This window comes from Caloranaerobacter azorensis DSM 13643, assembly GCF_900129995.1.
GTDB lineage: Bacteria > Bacillota > Clostridia > Tissierellales > Thermohalobacteraceae > Caloranaerobacter > Caloranaerobacter azorensis.
In genome coordinates, this window is record NZ_FQXO01000010.1 from 26,048 (window position 1) to 43,392 (window position 17,345).

At 29.0% G+C, this 17,345-nt stretch carries 20 protein-coding genes; all 20 read left to right on the forward strand.

The genetic code is table 11. From position 1 onward, the window contains the following. Nucleotides 1–68: 68 nt before the first annotated feature. The 20 genes from BUB51_RS02410 to BUB51_RS02500 all read left to right on the forward strand — a co-directional run bounded on the left by BUB51_RS02410 (nt 69) and on the right by BUB51_RS02500 (nt 17,341). Nucleotides 69–893, forward strand: coding sequence for a carbohydrate ABC transporter permease (locus tag BUB51_RS02410; RefSeq protein WP_035161509.1), 825 nt, complete (start codon nt 69–71; stop codon nt 891–893). A 2-nt stretch (nt 894–895) separates the two neighbouring features. Then, nucleotides 896–1,711 (forward strand): carbohydrate ABC transporter permease, encoded by an 816-nt coding sequence (locus BUB51_RS02415; RefSeq protein ID WP_073195130.1) that lies wholly within the window; start codon nt 896–898, stop codon nt 1,709–1,711. Next, entirely contained in the window at nt 1,708–3,006 is a 1,299-nt protein-coding gene (locus BUB51_RS02420) for an efflux RND transporter periplasmic adaptor subunit (protein ID WP_143153545.1), read from the forward strand. The genes BUB51_RS02415 and BUB51_RS02420 overlap by 4 nt, the downstream gene beginning before the upstream one ends. After that, nucleotides 2,997–4,040, forward strand: a complete 1,044-nt coding sequence (locus tag BUB51_RS02425) for an ABC transporter permease (protein ID WP_073195134.1) — start codon at nt 2,997–2,999, stop codon at nt 4,038–4,040. The genes BUB51_RS02420 and BUB51_RS02425 overlap by 10 nt, the downstream gene beginning before the upstream one ends. A gap of 86 nt (nt 4,041–4,126) precedes the next feature. Further along, the gene (locus BUB51_RS02430; protein ID WP_073195136.1) at nt 4,127–5,413 is read left to right on the forward strand and encodes an NfeD family protein; all 1,287 of its coding nucleotides are present in this window, start codon (nt 4,127–4,129) and stop codon (nt 5,411–5,413) included. A gap of 20 nt (nt 5,414–5,433) precedes the next feature. Continuing rightward, on the forward strand, nt 5,434–6,429 hold the full coding sequence (gene floA / locus BUB51_RS02435; RefSeq protein WP_073195138.1) for a flotillin-like protein FloA: 996 nt from the start codon (nt 5,434–5,436) through the stop codon (nt 6,427–6,429). Nucleotides 6,430–6,449: 20 nt separating this feature from the next. Beyond that, on the forward strand, nt 6,450–6,872 hold the full coding sequence (locus BUB51_RS02440) for a hypothetical protein (protein WP_073195140.1): 423 nt from the start codon (nt 6,450–6,452) through the stop codon (nt 6,870–6,872). Between the two features lie 114 nt (nt 6,873–6,986). Next, complete coding sequence (yqfC, locus tag BUB51_RS02445) at nt 6,987–7,265, forward strand: sporulation protein YqfC (protein ID WP_035163750.1); 279 nt, start codon at nt 6,987–6,989, stop codon at nt 7,263–7,265. Between the two features lie 12 nt (nt 7,266–7,277). Then, nucleotides 7,278–8,462 (forward strand): sporulation protein YqfD, encoded by a 1,185-nt coding sequence (gene yqfD, locus BUB51_RS02450; RefSeq protein ID WP_073195142.1) that lies wholly within the window; start codon nt 7,278–7,280, stop codon nt 8,460–8,462. Between the two features lie 29 nt (nt 8,463–8,491). Then, nucleotides 8,492–9,457 carry a PhoH family protein gene (locus tag BUB51_RS02455; protein ID WP_073195235.1) on the forward strand — a complete coding sequence of 322 codons (966 nt, stop codon included), beginning with the start codon at nt 8,492–8,494 and terminating at the stop codon, nt 9,455–9,457. Nucleotides 9,458–9,480: 23 nt separating this feature from the next. Beyond that, nucleotides 9,481–11,598, forward strand: coding sequence for an HD family phosphohydrolase (locus BUB51_RS02460; RefSeq protein ID WP_073195144.1), 2,118 nt, complete (start codon nt 9,481–9,483; stop codon nt 11,596–11,598). Next, nucleotides 11,582–12,046 (forward strand): rRNA maturation RNase YbeY, encoded by a 465-nt coding sequence (gene ybeY / locus BUB51_RS02465; protein ID WP_073195146.1) that lies wholly within the window; start codon nt 11,582–11,584, stop codon nt 12,044–12,046. Before BUB51_RS02460 ends, ybeY begins: the two co-directional genes overlap by 17 nt. Before the next feature lie 15 nt (nt 12,047–12,061). Beyond that, nucleotides 12,062–12,760 carry a diacylglycerol kinase gene (locus BUB51_RS02470; RefSeq protein WP_073195148.1) on the forward strand — a complete coding sequence of 233 codons (699 nt, stop codon included), beginning with the start codon at nt 12,062–12,064 and terminating at the stop codon, nt 12,758–12,760. Nucleotides 12,761–12,806: 46 nt separating this feature from the next. Next, nucleotides 12,807–13,397, forward strand: coding sequence for a DUF502 domain-containing protein (locus BUB51_RS02475; RefSeq protein ID WP_073195149.1), 591 nt, complete (start codon nt 12,807–12,809; stop codon nt 13,395–13,397). A 19-nt stretch (nt 13,398–13,416) separates the two neighbouring features. After that, nucleotides 13,417–14,523 (forward strand): DUF3048 domain-containing protein, encoded by a 1,107-nt coding sequence (locus BUB51_RS02480; RefSeq protein ID WP_073195151.1) that lies wholly within the window; start codon nt 13,417–13,419, stop codon nt 14,521–14,523. A gap of 14 nt (nt 14,524–14,537) precedes the next feature. Further along, complete coding sequence (locus tag BUB51_RS02485; protein WP_035163757.1) at nt 14,538–14,948, forward strand: cytidine deaminase; 411 nt, start codon at nt 14,538–14,540, stop codon at nt 14,946–14,948. Between the two features lies 1 nt (nt 14,949). Continuing rightward, on the forward strand, nt 14,950–15,837 hold the full coding sequence (gene era, locus BUB51_RS02490; RefSeq protein ID WP_073195154.1) for a GTPase Era: 888 nt from the start codon (nt 14,950–14,952) through the stop codon (nt 15,835–15,837). 116 nt (nt 15,838–15,953) lie between these two features. After that, a complete protein-coding gene (locus BUB51_RS12835; RefSeq protein WP_143153546.1) occupies nt 15,954–16,091 on the forward strand; it encodes a YqzL family protein in 138 nt (45 codons plus the stop codon). Between the two features lie 9 nt (nt 16,092–16,100). Beyond that, on the forward strand, nt 16,101–16,847 hold the full coding sequence (gene recO, locus BUB51_RS02495) for a DNA repair protein RecO (RefSeq protein ID WP_073195156.1): 747 nt from the start codon (nt 16,101–16,103) through the stop codon (nt 16,845–16,847). A gap of 14 nt (nt 16,848–16,861) precedes the next feature. Further along, on the forward strand, nt 16,862–17,341 hold the full coding sequence (locus tag BUB51_RS02500) for a DUF4342 domain-containing protein (protein ID WP_073195158.1): 480 nt from the start codon (nt 16,862–16,864) through the stop codon (nt 17,339–17,341). Nucleotides 17,342–17,345 lie beyond the last annotated feature (4 nt).

Here is a 17,345-nt window from a genome sequence, read left to right on the forward strand (position 1 = left end):
GTAGTCGTGCCATATTCGCAAAATTTAAAATATTCAAACTCAAACTAAAAGTAGACTTGAGGTGGAGTATGTTAAAAAAAATAAGAAAATCTAAAGGTTTTTTATTTATATTACCTAGTCTAATAGGTTTCTCAATTTTATATATTATCCCTTTTATTTTGGGTTTAAGATATTCTGTAAGCAGAAGTGGTTTTGATAATACTTTTGTTGCATTTAAAAATTATAATGATGTGTTTAAGAGCAATGCATTTAATTTAGCATTAAAAAATACAGCGTTATTTATGGGTATTGCTATACCACTCATTATTATTATTTCTTTTATATTAGCTTTAATAATTTATGAGATAAACGCACCAAAATTTATAAAATTATTTATTATACTTCCTATGGCGATACCTTCGGGTACAGTAGCTGGTTTTTTTAGAAAAGTGTTTGGAACTGGAGGATTCAATTTAATAAATACAGAATATGCAATGATAGTAGTAGTATTAATATTTATTTGGAGAAATACAGGTTATAATCTGATAATATATCTAGCTGGGCTGTCGCAATTAAGAAAAGAAATAATAGAAGCCTCTATGATTGATGGAGCGAATTACTTTCAGAGGCTATGGCATATTATTATTCCACTTATTACGCCTACGACAGTATTTGTTGGAATAGTAACTATAATTAATTCATTTAAAGTATTTAAAGATATATTTATATTACAAGGAAACTATCCAAATCCAAAAATATATATGTTACAGCATTATATGAATAATAAATTTAGAGATCTTCAGTATGAAAAATTAACATCTGCAGCTTATGTATTTGCAGCAGTAATATTTGTTTTCGCTTTCTTACTGTTCTATTTTGATAGAAAACATGCAAGAAAAGTAGGTGAAAGTTAATTATGAAAAAAATATTGCTTGTGTTGATTTTTATAATATCTCTTTTATACGTATTTCCGATAATATATACATTTACGAATTCTTTTATGACGGAGAGTCAAATTAATGCTGAAAATATACAGATTATACCTGATGAGTTTAATTTGCAACAGTATTATTCTATTGTAACTAATAAAGCAGAGTATTTTAAATTTTTTATGAATTCTGTCAAGTTAACTGTTATTATAATAGTTGGACAAATAGTGATAGGGATTTTTGCAGCATTTGCCTTTGCAAAGATGGAATTTCCAGGAAGGGATTTGATATTTGTAATATATATTTTAGCAGTACTACTTCCATTTCAAGTAACTTTAGTACCTAATTATCTTGTGTTAGATAAAATACATAGAGTTTTGAATATAAAAATACTTGATACACATATAGCGATTATTTTACCGGGTATTTTTTCATCATTCGGAGTTTTTTTATTAAGACAGTTTGTAAGAGGTATACCTAACGATATAATTGAAGCGGCAAGAATTGATGGAGCAGGATATGGCAAAATTTTATTTAAAGTAGTTTTACCTGTAATAAAACCTGCAGTTTTTTCGTTGGTTATTCTTACTTTTATAGATAATTGGAACTTGATTGAACAAGCTATTATTTTTATAGATACTCCTTCGAAGTTACCATTATCAGTATTTTTGGAAAATATCTATTATGGTGATTATAAAGTGTTTTATGCTGGCGCAGTACTTTATATTGTCCCTGCCCTATTAATATTTATTAAAGGTGAAGATTATTTGAAAGAGGGTCTAACAGTAGGAGGTATGAAGTGATGGAAAATAAAGTGCTTAAAACAACGAAAAATATAGTGGTAGGTTTTTTTACACTTATATTTATAATGGGTTTTTTTTCAAAGTCAATAGTTAATTTATTTTTACCTAAAGTTCAAGTTGTATCGGCTATAAAGGGCTCTATTGAAAAGAGTGTTGATCTTGAAGGTACAATAGAACCAAAAGAGGTTTATAAAGTAAGGCTCGGTGGTAATGTGATTATAGATGAATATTTTGTTAAAGTAGGACAAGAAGTAAAAGTCGGAGATCCTATTTTTAAAATAAATTATAAATATGGTTTTAAAGGAGAGGATGAGCAAATAGAAGATCTTAAACTTTTACTTGAAAAAGAGAAGGTTAAATTAGATAGACTGAAAAACAGTTCATTTATTATAGATGAGAAGAATATAGAGGTTTTAGAAGATAAAATACAGTTTCAAAAAAATGAGATTTCAAAATTGGAACAGTTATACAAATCAGGAGCAATAAGCCTCTCAGAATTGGAACGAAATAAAGAGAGTCTTAAAGATTTGGAAAATAATTTGGAAATAAAAAAAATATTACTTGAAGAAAAGAAGAAAGAAAATCTATTAGAAATTAAAGAGGCGGAAAACAATATCAAACGGATTAAAAATGAAATATCTGAAATTGAAAATAGGAAGAAGTTTTATGCTAAAGTTTCAGACGATGGGATTTACTATTCGGATGTTGATGGTGTTATATTAAGATTAAATCAAGTGAATAGGATATTAGGTAAAGATACTACAATTATTGAGATTGGCAAAGTGAAAGGATATAATTCAGTAAAATTTGTAGCTTATGTACCTGATAAGTATTATTATTTTGTTAAAAATGCAGCTAAAATTGAAATAGAAACAGAAAACAAAAATCTTGTTCCTGATGCTGCAAGAATTGTAAATGTAAGTGAAGTAGCAGAGAATAAGTTAATAAAGATCGAAGCTATATTTGGAGATGAAGCTCAAGGGGTTCCTGTATTGGGACAAAGATTGCAAGGAAGAATATCAAAAGAATATAATAAAGAAAATACTATTCCAAAAGTCGCTGTTATCCCATATGACGGATATGGTGTAGGAAAAGAAGGTTATGTTTATGCAGTAGAAGAAAAGAAAGGAGTTCTGGGTACTGAATATATTGCGAGAAAAATAGATGTGGTAATGGTAGTAGTTGGAAATAATCAAGTTTGTGTAAGAGGGCTTGAGACATTGGAAAAGCCCAGAGTAATTACGAATTTGTCATATAAGATTAAGGATGGAGTGAAAGTACATTTATGGGAGTAAGGAAAATTATTTTATTAGCTTTAATAATAGTACTATCTTTTAGTTCGTATATGTACTTGAAAGAAAAGTATAATCCTACGGCTGTAGAGATTAGATTCAGAGGAGATTTGAGGAATGAGGAATTCCGAAAAATAAAAAAAATGCTTTATCTAAATGTATATTCAATAAACTATTCGATGAAATATAGACAACATAAACTTATAATGACAACTGGAATGGATACTCAAATAATTGATATACCGATTATCCATGGAGAATTTATAACAGATTCAGAAAGAAGAGTTGCAGTAGTAGGAGATAAGGTAGCAGATTTTTATTTTAAAACAGAGAATGCTGTTGGAAAGAAAATAAAAGTGTTTGAAAATGAATATGAAGTAATAGGTATTATTAAAAATAGTAATGTAATATATATACCATTCGATGAAAAACTTTTTGGACTAGACTGGGAGAAAAAGATAGTAAGATATGTATCTTATGATAAAGAGTTGTTTTATTTACATTTAAAAGTTAATAAAGTAGTTAGTCAACTTTCGGTTTTAGGACTAGATGTGCAAGATATTGTTGTTTATAAAGAAAAAATATATGGTTATATAAATGTGATAATTTTTGTTGCATTATATATATTATTCAATTTTATTGTGAAAATATATAGACGTGTAAAAAAACAAACTATCGTTTTGTTTCAGGGATATATGGAAAAAAGAAGAATAAAAGAATGGTACGAATATGTGTTAGAAATGAAGAATAATATATTAAAAACGTTAGCATATTCCATTCTGCTTGTTTTTATGATTGTGGGGATATTTAAAACGATACCATATTTAACTATTTCTCCTTCGAGTATTCCTGACAATATATTTTCTTTATACAGCATTTTGAGTGTTTTTAAGTATAAATATGATAATTTTATATTACATCTTAATAACGGTTATAGTGAAATAATGATAGATATAATAAAAATTAACATAATTTTTCTATTAACAATTATAGGAATATTACTGAATATGGTATTTAGAAAAGCAAATTCAAGATAAGATTGTTTAATTTATTTTAAGAGTTAAATTTCAGGGTATACATATATTAATAGTCATACTATAATTTAGACTAAGGAGGTGAGAAATTGAAAGTAAGAAGAGTAGCAGTTTTTTTTATTTTATTGGTTCTAGTATTAAGTTCAATTTCAGTATATTCCGATGAAGGGAATGATGTATATGTAATACCAATAAAGGGAGAAATAAATAAAGCTACTTATCAGTTTGTTAAAACAAAAGTTGAGGAAATTTCTAAATATCGACCTGCTGCTATAATTTTTGAAATAGATACATATGGCGGTTTTATAGATAATGCTATAGCTATTAAGGACGTGATTATGGAGATTAATACGCCAACAATTTCTTTTGTAAATAATAAAGCAGAGTCTGCTGGGGTTCTCATTACTATAGCTGGAGAGAAAATAGTTATGGCAGAAGGTTCTACTATAGGTTCTGCCGAACCAATACCAAATACAGAAAAAATTATGTCAATGTGGGTAAGTACTCTAAAGACTGTTGCAGAACAAAGAGGAAGAGACAAAGAATTAGTAGCAGCTATGGCTGACAAAGATATTGAAATAGATGGAGTAGTAAAAAAAGGGAAATTATTAAACTTGAATTATAAAGAAGCTAAACAGTTAGGATTTGCAGATTATATATCTAACGATTATGACGATATATTAGATCATTTTGATATTAATTATAATAAAGTTGTAAAGATAAATACTGATTTAAAAATGAATATAGCCAAATATTTGACTAATCCATATGTAAGTGTATTGCTTATTTCGCTTGGATTTTTAGGCTTTGTTATTGAGTTGTTTACCCCAGGTTTTGGTGTAGGCGGGACATTGAGTTTAATTTCATTTTCATTATATTTCGGAGGGAACATTATAGTAGGAAACTCTGGATGGGGTACAGTTATAATATTTTTAGCAGGTATAGTTTTACTGCTTATAGAAGTGATCATGCCTGGATTTGGTGTACCAGGAATAGGTGGAATAATTTGTGTTATTATAAGCATAGTATTAACTTCTGGTTCTATAGAAAGTGCGATGATTTCGTTAGGAATAGCTATTATACTGACAGTTTTGGTCGTTATACTTTTGGTGAAATATGGGCAAACAAGTCCTTATTTGGATAAAATAGTATTAAGGACAAGACAAAATAATAAAAAAGGTTATGTAGGCGTTGAAAATAAACCTGAATATGTAGGGAAAGAAGGTATAGCTATATCTTTGCTTAGACCAGCAGGAATTATAGATATAGAAGGTAATAGAATTGATGCTGTTTCTGAAGGTTCTTTTATAGAAAAAGGAGCTAAGGTTAAAGTAATTAAAGTTGAAGGACCGAGAGTTGTTGTAAGGAAATTATAATTTTAAGGAGGCGTTTTTCGATGGGAAGTTTTGTTTCAATATCTATTATTATTGTTGTAGTTATTTTGTTTTTAACGATATTATTTAGTTTTATACCTATAGGGCTTTGGATTACAGCTTACTTTTCAGGAGTAAGAATAGGATTTTTTACGCTTGTAGGAATGCGACTTAGAAGAGTTATACCTTCAAGGATTGTTAATCCATTAATTAAAGCTACAAAAGCTGGGCTAGAATTAGGAATTGACAAATTAGAAGCTCATTATTTAGCAGGTGGAGATGTAAATAGCGTTGTTGATGCCTTGATTGCAGCGCAAAGAGCTAATATTCCACTAGAATTTGAAAGAGCGGCAGCAATAGACTTAGCAGGCAGAAATGTATTAGAAGCTGTACAGGTTAGTGTTAATCCTAAAGTTATTGAGACACCAAAAGTTTCAGCAGTTGCAAAAGATGGTATAGAAGTTATGGTTAAAGCTAGAGTTACAGTTAGAGCAAATATAGAGCGATTAGTAGGTGGTGCAGGAGAAGAGACTATTATAGCAAGAGTAGGAGAAGGTATAGTTACTACCGTAGGTAGCGCTAGTAGCCATAAAGAAGTGCTTGAGAATCCTGATAAAATATCTCAAACTGTTTTGGGGAAAGGACTCGATGCAGGTACGGCATTTGAAATATTATCAATAGATATAGCCGACGTTGATGTTGGTAGAAATATAGGTGCTAAACTTCAAACAGACCAAGCCGAAGCCGATAAGAGAATAGCTCAAGCAAAAGCAGAAGAAAGAAGAGCTATGGCTGTTGCTAGGGAACAGGAAATGAAAGCTGAAGTTCAGGCCATGAGAGCTAAAGTAGTCGAAGCAGAAGCAGAAGTCCCATTAGCATTAGCTAAGGCTTTGAGAGAAGGAAAACTTGGTGTAATGGATTATTATAATATGAAAAATATTTTAGCAGATACCAATATGAGGGATGCTATATCCAAGATGAGCAGAGTAGATGAAAAGAGTAACCCTACAAATAAGTAGTAATTTGAGGATGTGTTAATATGGAAGGAATTTGGGATATATTAAAGACTCTTATTGTAATATCGTTACCAGTTATATTTAGTAGTGTATTTAATAAAGATAAAAGAAACGGAAATAGAAGATATTCTAGTGAAACTACATCTGTTCGAAAGATAAAACAAGATTATGAGCTTATTTCTGAAGAAGATGGTGATGAGCCAGAGCAAGTAGAATTTGTATATGTAGAAAGTTCTGAAACAAATCAAGAGAAAGAGATTTTTCCAGTGGAAGTTTTGGAAGAAGAAAGGATTAATAAAGAAAAATTAGAAGATAGAGAAGATGATATCATTAAACAGAATGAGGTAAATGATAAACCTGTATTTACAATAAATTTTAACTCAGATGATATATTAAGAGGTATAATTATGTCTGAAATATTATCAAAACCAAAGAGTTTAAGATAGAAGTTGCGGGCGATAGCCCGCATTTTTCTATTTAGTACCAAATATCCTGTTTTTAAATACTTGTAATACATATTTAATAACAAGCATAACTTTTTTATATAAGGAGGGCTTTTTGTGAAAAAGAGGGTAGATGATATTAAATCAACTATATCTGATGTATTGGAATTACCAAAAGATATAGTTTTAGACTTACCTAGGATTACATTAATAGGTAATTTACAATTATATATAGAAAATCATAAAGGAATTATCGAATACAGTAAACAAAGAATTCGTATTAATACTAATATTGGTATATTAAGAATCGTTGGAAATAATTTGACAATTAGAACTATTGTTACTGAAGAAATTATAATAGTTGGAGAAATTGAAGTAGTTGAATTTATAAGTTGAGAGGTGTAGTTAATGTTAGTTATAAGAATATGGAATTATTTTCGTGGATATGTTATTATTAAGATTGAAGGACTCACATTAGAGAGATTTATTAATCTTTCTATAGCTAAAGGAATATATTTATGGGACATCATAAGATATGATTATACGACTTTAGAAGCAAAAGTTGGGTTAAAAGGTTTTAAATCTCTGAGGGAAGTAGTTAAAAGAGTTGGTTGTAGAGTTTATATTATAGAAAAAAAAGGCTTCCCTTTTTTAATTCATAAATTGAAATACAGAAAGATGTTAGTATTCGGGTTTGCTGTAGCAGTGGGTATAATAATTTTTTTAACTTCTTTTATTTGGGAAATAGAAGTAATAGGTAATGAAAATGCGGATAGCAAACTTATAGTTGATTATTTAACAAAAATGGATATTAAACCAGGTATTTTAAAGTCAGAGATAGATATATCTGAGTTGAAAAGAAGTATACTAAGGGATATTGAGAATATATCATTTGTTAATATGGAGATAATAGGTACAAAACTTTTAGTTGAGGTTAAGGTTAGAGATGTTATGCCATCTGCTATAAGAAAAGATGTACCTTGCAATGTTGTTGCTAAGAAAAAAGCAGTTATTGTGAAAGTTATAGCCAGAAATGGTAAGAGTGTTGTGGAAAAGGGTGATATTGTAAAAAAAGGTCAAGTTTTAATTTCAGGGATAATTGAAGATGAAAAACTTGAAAATCCTTTATTAGTGCATTCTGATGGCACTGTTTTAGGTAAAACATTGTATGTAAAAGAGCTACAAGAACCTATTATAAAAAAAATTGAGGAAGAAACAGGAAATTGTTATTCGGTTAGAGAAATTAAAATAGGTAATTATAGTTTGCTTTTAAATAATAAGGAAATACCGTATAAGAATTATATTGAAGATAAAAAAAATAGAAAATTAATTAAAATTTTAGGTTATGAATTGCCTTTTGAAATTATAGTTCATAAATATAAAGAAGTTGAACTCATTAAAGTTAAACAAAATGTTGAAGCATTGAAAAAGATGCAATCTGTAAGAGGTGTACAAATGATTATGAATGAATTACCTAAGGGGGCAAAGGTTATATCAAAAGATGTTAAATATTCTATTGAAGATAATATCCTTATTACTAGAGTTAGTATTGAAGTAATCGAAGAGATTGGTGAGAAACAGAAAATACAATAATAGTTGGGAGGATAAGATTGGAAAGAGAAATGTTTGAAAAAAGAATTGAAGTAAAAGATAACGATTTTATAATGGAGCTTTATGGTAATCTTGATGAAAATATTAAAATTATAGAAAAAGAATTTGACGTTGATATTGTATCTAGACAGAGTGAGATAAGAATTATTGGTCAGGAGCCTAACATTTCTATTGTTGAGAAATTGATAGCAAAATTAATAGAGATGATAAAAAGCGAAGGTAGATTGACTAAACAGAGAATAAGATATGCAATACAGCTAATAAATGAAGGAAACGAAGATAGGATTAAGGAACTTTTAGATGAAATTTTGTGTATCACGGCTAGTGGTAAAAGTATTAAACCGAAAACATTAGGTCAAAAAAGATATATTAATGCTATAAAAGAGAATGATGTAGTATTTTGTATTGGACCTGCTGGTACAGGTAAGACTTATTTAGCTATGGCTATGGCAGTAACTGCTTTTAAGAATAAAGAAGTAAATAGGATAATACTAACTAGACCTGCTGTTGAAGCAGGAGAAAAATTAGGATTTTTACCTGGAGACTTGCAAGACAAAGTAGACCCGTATTTAAGACCTTTATATGATGCGCTTTTTGATATATTAGGTGCTGAAACGTATATGAAGTATATGGAAAAAGGACTCATTGAAGTAGCACCATTAGCTTATATGAGAGGTAGAACATTAGATTCGTCTTTTATAATATTAGATGAAGCGCAAAATACTACTCCAGAGCAGATGAAAATGTTTTTAACTAGATTGGGATTTGGGTCAAAAGCAATTATAACTGGAGATATCACACAAATAGATTTACCCAATGGAAAACCTTCTGGGCTAAAACAAGTATCAAATATACTGGAAGGAATTAAAGGTATAGAGTTTATTTATTTAGGGAAGCAAGATGTTGTTAGACATCAATTAGTTCAAAGAATTATAGAAGCATATGATAGATTTGAAAATAAAAAGAAACAAAAATAATTAATGTGTATGGAGGGAATTCCATGCTTGGTATTGATAAAGAGAGGTTGGACAAACTTTTGGCCAGCCCTATATTTAAAATTTTTAGAAATCAGCTTATTAAGCAGATATTTATTGCTTTATTATTTACTATATTGCTGTTATTAATAGTGGTAGATAGCATAGCACCGGAAAAAATTAGTGTTAGTGTTGGAGATATTGCTCCAGTGGATATAATAGCTACAAAAGATATAGTTGATGAAATAACTACGAATCAATTGAAAGAGAAAGCTATAGATAGTGTTGAGCCAAGACATAAGATAGATCCGACAATTCAGGTGAAAGTAAAAAATGAAATAAAACAATTTTTTGAACTTGTTTATGAGTCAAAAAACTATGATGAATCAGATATTAATATGAAAATTTCTTTGCTTAAACAGCAATCTAGTATTAAATTATCTGAGAAAGATTATTCGACAATTATTAAAGCTAATAATGAAGAGTTAAAAATGCTTGAAAGTAATATATATGATATAGTAGCCCAAATCATGGGGACAGGTATAAAAGAAGAAGAATTGGAATATGAAAAAGAAAATGTGAAAAAAATTTTTAATAGTTTAGATAGTCTTTCGGACAATTTAAAGGAATTAGGAATAGATATCGTAAATAATACTATTAAACCTAATAGATTTTTGGACATTGAAACTACAAGGCAAAAACAACAGGAAGCGGCTAATTCTGTAGAACCCGTTATTATAAAAGAAGGACAACTTATTATTAGAAAAGGCGAGAAGATTGATGTAAAAACTTTAGAATTGATAAAGAAAACAGGCTTACTTAAAGAGAATGATGGACCTGATTATAGTTTAATCGTAGGGGCACTATTTATAGTTGTATTATTAGAATTGGTTATAGTAGCTTATTTGTATTTATTTAATAGAGAGATTTTAGAGAGTACAAAATTTTTAGTGATATTATCAATTATTATATTGACTACAATAATGATTTCTAAGAGTATATATGGTATTTCAGGATATTTAGTACCAATTTCAGCTGCTACTATGCTGATTTCTATACTTGTGAACCCTAAATTAGCTATATTAATTAATTGTGTATTAACCATAATGATAGGTATGGTTACAGGCAATGACGTAAATATTATTGTAATGTCTCTTATAGGGGGGTCTGTCGGAGCTGTTGGAGTAATAAATTCATATCAAAGACACAATATATTTTTGACAGGATTGATAGTTAGTGCAACTAACTTATTAACTATATTGGCATTTGGTTTAATAATAGATACAGAGATTATTTCGTTATTGAATAAAATAATGTACGGAGTTATTAATGGCATATTTAGTGCTATTTTAACTATAGGGTCGCTACCATTATGGGAGAGTGTATTTGGAATTGTAACGCCATTAAAACTATTAGAGCTTTGTAATCCAAATCATCCATTATTAAAAAGATTGTTATTAGAGGCACCTGGAACTTATCATCATAGTATAATAGTTGGAAATTTAAGTGAAGCAGCTGCTGAAGCTATAGGAGCTAGTCCATTGGTAGCTAGAGCGGGGGCATATTTTCATGATGTAGGGAAATTGAAGAGACCTTATTTCTTTAAAGAAAATCAGTTAAATTCTGAAAATCCACATGATAAAATTAATCCAAGTTTAAGTACTTTAATAATAACTAATCATGTAAAAGACGGAGCTGAAATGGCAAGAAAATTTAAATTACCTTCAATAATAATAGATATTATTAAACAACATCATGGTAATACTCTTGTTGCATATTTTTATCATAAAGCTTTAAATAGTGAAAATTCTGATCATGTTCAGGAAGATAGTTTTAGATATGAAGGACCTAAACCGCAAACGAAGGAAGCTGCTATTATCATGTTAGCTGATTCTGTAGAAGCTGCTGTGAGATCTATGAAAGAGCCAACGAAAGGTAAAATAGAAGGATTAGTGAGAGAAATAATTAAGAACAAGCTGAATGATGGACAATTAGATGAATGTGATTTAACTCTAAAGGATTTGGATACTATTGCAAATTCATTTCTAAATATACTTTTAGGAATATTTCATGAAAGAATTGAGTATCCTAAACTTGATTTGAATGAACTTAAAGGAGGAAAACTTAATGGAGCTGCTAATTGATGATAGACAGAATAAGGTAATTATTGAAGAGGATGTTAAAGACGCCGTGAGAGATGTTATTCTTGAATGCCTTAAATTGGAAGGATTGAGTAGTAATTATGAAATTAGTGTTTCATTTGTAGACAATGAGGAAATAAGAAAATTAAATAGAGAATATAGAGGGAAAGATAGTCCTACAGATGTGTTATCTTTCCCGATGGAAGATGAAGAGATAGATGAAGGTTATATACCTGTTTTAGGAGATATTGTTATTTCGGCTGAAAAAGCTTTGCAACAATCAATTGAATTTGGACATTCTTTTAAAAGGGAAGTTGCATATTTGACTGCGCATAGTATGTTTCATCTTATGGGATATGATCATGAAACTGAAGAAGAGAAATTAGTAATGAGACAAAAAGAAAAGGAAGTAATGAAACGTTTAAGGATTTTTAAAACAGAAAACAATTAGTGGTTGGTGTTAATAATGAAGGTCAGAAGGTTAATAGATAGTTTTAACTATGCAGTTTCTGGAATAATTTATACTTTAAAGACTCAAAGGAATATGAAAATACATTTTATTTCTGCTTTTTTAGTATTATTTTTAAGTCTTTTTTTAAATTTTTCTAGAATGGAATTACTACTGTTAATATTTGCTATTTCCCTGGTAATAATTGCTGAAATGATTAATACATCTATTGAAAAGACAATAGATTTAATTACTAATGAATATCATCCTTTAGCAGAGATTGCAAAAAATGTTGCAGCAGGTGCAGTGTTGATTTCGGCGATAAATTCAATAGTTGTAGCATATTTATTATTATTTGATAGGGTTAATCCTTATACGAGTTTAATTATTATGAAAATTAAGAATTCACCTATACATTTAACTTTTATAAGTATTTTTTTAATTTTAATAGTTACGATATATGTAAAAACATTAACAAAAACAGGGACACCTTTTAAAGGCGGTTTAGTTAGTGGACATGCTGCTGTTGCATTTGCTACAGCAACAGCAATAACTTTTATTGGAGAGAATACTTTAGTTGCAACATTAAGTTTTCTTATAGCATTTCTAGTAGGACAAAGCAGAATAGAAGGGGGGATTCATTCAACTTCTCAAGTATTTTTTGGAGCTTTATTAGGAATACTTTTGACAGTATTAGTGTTTCAGTTTATTGGTTAATGATATTAATTTAATTAATAAAATAGATTTAGAAAGAGGAGGCAAAATGTTAAGAGGGATTAGAAACATATTCATAACAGGATTTTTAGTAATATTACCTATAGCCGGTAGTCTTTACATAATGTATTTGTTTTTTAGCTTTATTGAAAATCTTTTTGATGCGCCTCTTAAAGGATTACTTGGTATTGAAGTTCCCGGTGTTGGAGTTATATTGACTTTTACTATTATTTTTGTAATAGGAATTATAGCAAGAAATTATTTTGGTAAAAGAATATTGCATTTTACGGAGAAAATTATTATAAAAATTCCATTAGTTAAAACTTTTTATATCTCAATTAAACAAATTGTAGATACATTGTTTCTAAAGAAAAATGAGGCTTTTAAAAAAGCTGTTTTAGTCGAATATCCTAAATATGGGATATATACTGTAGGATTTATAACATCAGAAGCGCCAAAAGAAATATCTGAAAAGACGAAAGAGGAATGTATAAGCTTGTTTATACCAACTACTCCAAATCCTACTTCAGGTATGTTTATTATAGTTCCTAGAAGTAAGATTGTTTATTTAGATATGGACGTAGAAGAAGCTATAAAGCTAATTGTATCTGGCGGGTTAGTAACTCCAGAAATGAAGTAAATGATGAGGGGGAATTAAAATGCACAAGAAAATAGGGTTACTTTTGATAGCAATAATGGTATTGATAAGTTCGTTATTTGGATGTACTAAAAAAGATACAACCGATTTGAAGCCAACTATATCAAAAGAGGAAAACGATAATGAAGATAAAAAAATGCAAGAAGATGTTAAAGAAAATAATGAGAATTTAATAAATAATGAAGATGATAATAATACTAATAAAGCAGATGATTTAATGCAGTCTCCATTAAGTGGAATTTATGCTCCGAAAGAAAAGGTTTTAAGAAGGCCCGTGGCAGTAATGTATGATAATCATCCAGAAGCTAGATGGCAGTCAGGTATAAGTCAGGCTGAGATAGTTTATGAATTTTTAGTAGAAGGTAATTATACTAGATATATGGCTTTATTTTTAATGAATGAGCCGGAACTTATAGGTCCTGTTAGGAGTGCGAGACCTTATTTTATAACTGCATTATTAGAATATGATCCTGTATATGTAAGATGTGGAGGAAGTGAGGCTGCAAAATCAGATGTAAAAAAATTAAAAATAGCAGATATAGATGCTTTGACTAGTTCTAAAAAAGTTTTTTGGAGATATAATAAGACGGGTAAAAGAAAGCCACATGATTTGTATACAAGTATGGAAGTTATTAGAAGAACACAGAAAGAACGTAAATATAGACTTAAAGGCAACTTTGAATCATTTGAATTTAACAAAGAAGATTTAGATTTGGATGGTATTCAGGCTAATACTGTTAAAATAGAATATTTTAAAAATAATACTACTAAATATGTTTATGATAAAGAAAATAGAGTATATAAAAGATATAAAGATGGTAAAATTCATATAGATGAGTTAGATAAAAGTATTGTAACGGCTAAGAACATAATTATACAAAGAGCGAATACGAAGGTGATAGATAGTTATGGCAGACTTGCTATTAATCTTGTAGGTAAGGGTAAAGGTATCTATATTACTAATGGAAAAGCCATAGATATAGTTTGGGAGAAAAAGACTAGAAGAAGTAAGACAATGTATTTTGATTTATCTGGTAATGAGATAAAATTAAATCCGGGCAATACTTGGATTCAAGTAGTTAAACCTAATACTAAAGTAATTATTTAATAGGAGGTAAATTTATGGACAAAAGACAACTTATAAAAAAAGCATTAGAAGCAAAAGAAAAATCTTATGCACCGTATTCAAATTTTCATGTAGGAGCAGCGCTACTAACAAAAAATGGGAAAATCTATACAGGTTGTAATATAGAATCTGCTTCATATACTCCAACTAATTGTGCAGAAAGAACTGCTATATTTAAAGCTGTATCTGAAGGAGATAGAGAATTTGTAGCAATAGCGATAGTTGGAGATTCTAAAACATATACTTATCCTTGTGGGGTGTGCAGACAAGTTATAAGGGAATTCGGAAAAGACATAAAAATTATTGTTGCAAAGTCTGAAGATGATTATAAAGAGTATGATTTAGAAGAATTGTTTCCTCACAGTTTCGGGCCTGAAGATTTAAATGTTAAGACTGGGAGGGAGTAATATGGGGTATAAATCAGGTTTTGTGTCTATAATTGGAAGACCTAATGTTGGTAAGTCGACTTTGTTAAATTGTATTATAGGAGAAAAAATAAGTATTATTTCAAATAAACCTCAAACAACTAGAAACAAGATACAATGCGTTTATACAGGAAATGATTATCAGATAATATTTTTAGATACCCCTGGTATTCATAAGCCCAAAAATAAATTAGGAGAATACATGGTAAAGGTAGCTAAAGATACGCTTAGTGAAGTAGATGTTGTAGTTTTAATGGTTGATAACAGCTTGAAAATTGGACCTGGAGATAAATATATTTTAGAGCAAATAAAAAATATAAAAACACCTAAGATATTATTGATAAATAAAATTGATAAAATAAAGAGTAGTGATGTAGATATTATATTTGAAAATTATAAAAGCACAGGTATTTTTGAAGATATAATTCCTATTTCAGCATTAAATGGAGCAGGTATAGATAAGTTTCTTAAAGTTATTAAGAAATATTTACCTGAAGGACCTAAATATTTTCCAGATGATATGATTACTGATCAACCTGAAAGATTGATTATTGCTGAAATCATTAGAGAAAAGGCGCTTCATAATTTAGAACAAGAAGTTCCACATGGGATTGCTGTAGAAACTGACTTAATAAGAAAAAGATCGGATAAGGACATTATAGATATAAATGCTACAATATATTGCGAAAGAGAATCTCATAAAGGTATAATAATTGGTAAGGGCGGAAAAAAATTAAAGGCAATAGGGAAAGAGGCTCGAATGGATATTGAAAGATTGTTAGGAAGTAAAGTTTATCTTGATATATGGGTTAAAGTAAAAAAAGACTGGAGGGAAAAAGAAAATCTCTTAAGGCAGCTTGGCTATAAGTAGCTTTAAAGTCCACATTTTGTTTCTATTTTTCCTTCAATACTATAATTTTCAAAGAATAAAATGCATTATATTAAACACAATATTACACATAGAAGAACATTGGGGAGGGGCATAAAATGTTGAGAAACGAAATGTGGAAGATTTTTCAGGTTACAGGAAATATAAATGCTTTTATCTATTGTAAAGAATGTGAAAAAATTGTTTTAAAACAAAAGGAAGACGGATATAAGGAGGAAATCAAAACTGTTATATAGAGGTGTATAATGTTATTAAATTTTGAGGGAATAGTTTTACGCCAAATTAAATATCATGAATGGGATAAAATACTTACCATATATACAAGGGAAAATGGTAAAATTCAGGCTATAGCTAAAGGTGCAAGGAGACAAAAAAGTCCTTTAATATCTTGTTCTCAGGTCTTTAGCTATAGCAGGTTTATTTTGTATAAAGGTAAGAATTTTTATTATATAAATAGTGGGGAAATAGTAGATACATTCTATTCATTAAGAGAAGATATATATAAATTGGCATATGCAACATATTTTCTTGAACTTGTAGATTGTGCAACGTTTGAAGAATATCCAATTCCCGTTTTATTTGATTTACTTATTAAGACATTAAGGGTTTTAGAAAATTTGAAAGATAACTATTCAAAGTTAGCACGTGCTTTTGAATTAAAATACATAAGTTTTATTGGATATAAACCAAATTTGAAAACTTGTGTTTTATGTAATAATGAACCCGGTAATAATATTATATTTAGTATAAAAAATGGAGGTATTCTTTGCGAAGATTGCAAACAAAAAGATAATGAAGGGTATATTATAAGTAAGGATATTTTAAAGGCTATGAGGTTTCTTATGTACACTGAACTAGACAAGTTAGATAAAATGATAATAGATGGCAATACTATGGTTAAATTAAAAGAAATTATAATAAATTATTTAAAGGAATATACTGATAGAAAGAGTTTTAAGTCTCTTGACTTTTTAAATTCTATTAAAGAATAATGGAGGGATGGTTTATGGAAATAACACTAGAAAAGATTGATTTACTTAGAGAAAGGACAGGAGTTAGTTATAAAGAGGCTAAAGAGATATTAGAAAAATGCAATGGAGATGTTGTAGAGGCTTTAATATATATAGAAGAAAATCGAAAATCATGGCCACAAAACATTGGTAATATAGGCGATGAGATATTAGAAAAAATAAGAGAATCAATAAGAAAAGGGAATGTAACTAAGATAATACTCAAAAAAGATGGAGAGACAATAATGAATATTCCTGTTACAGCAGGAGCTATTGGTGCTTTATTAGCTCCACCTGCAACTATTTTTGGATTAACAGCTGCATTTCTATCAAAATGTACTATAGAAATAGTAAAAGAAAACGGAGAAGTAGTGAGAATAAATGATTTAGCAGAGAAAACTATTGAGAATGTAAAAAAAGTTGCAAAAAGAGATAAGAAGGAAGAGTCTAGTCCTGAAGACAATACACAAGAATAATATT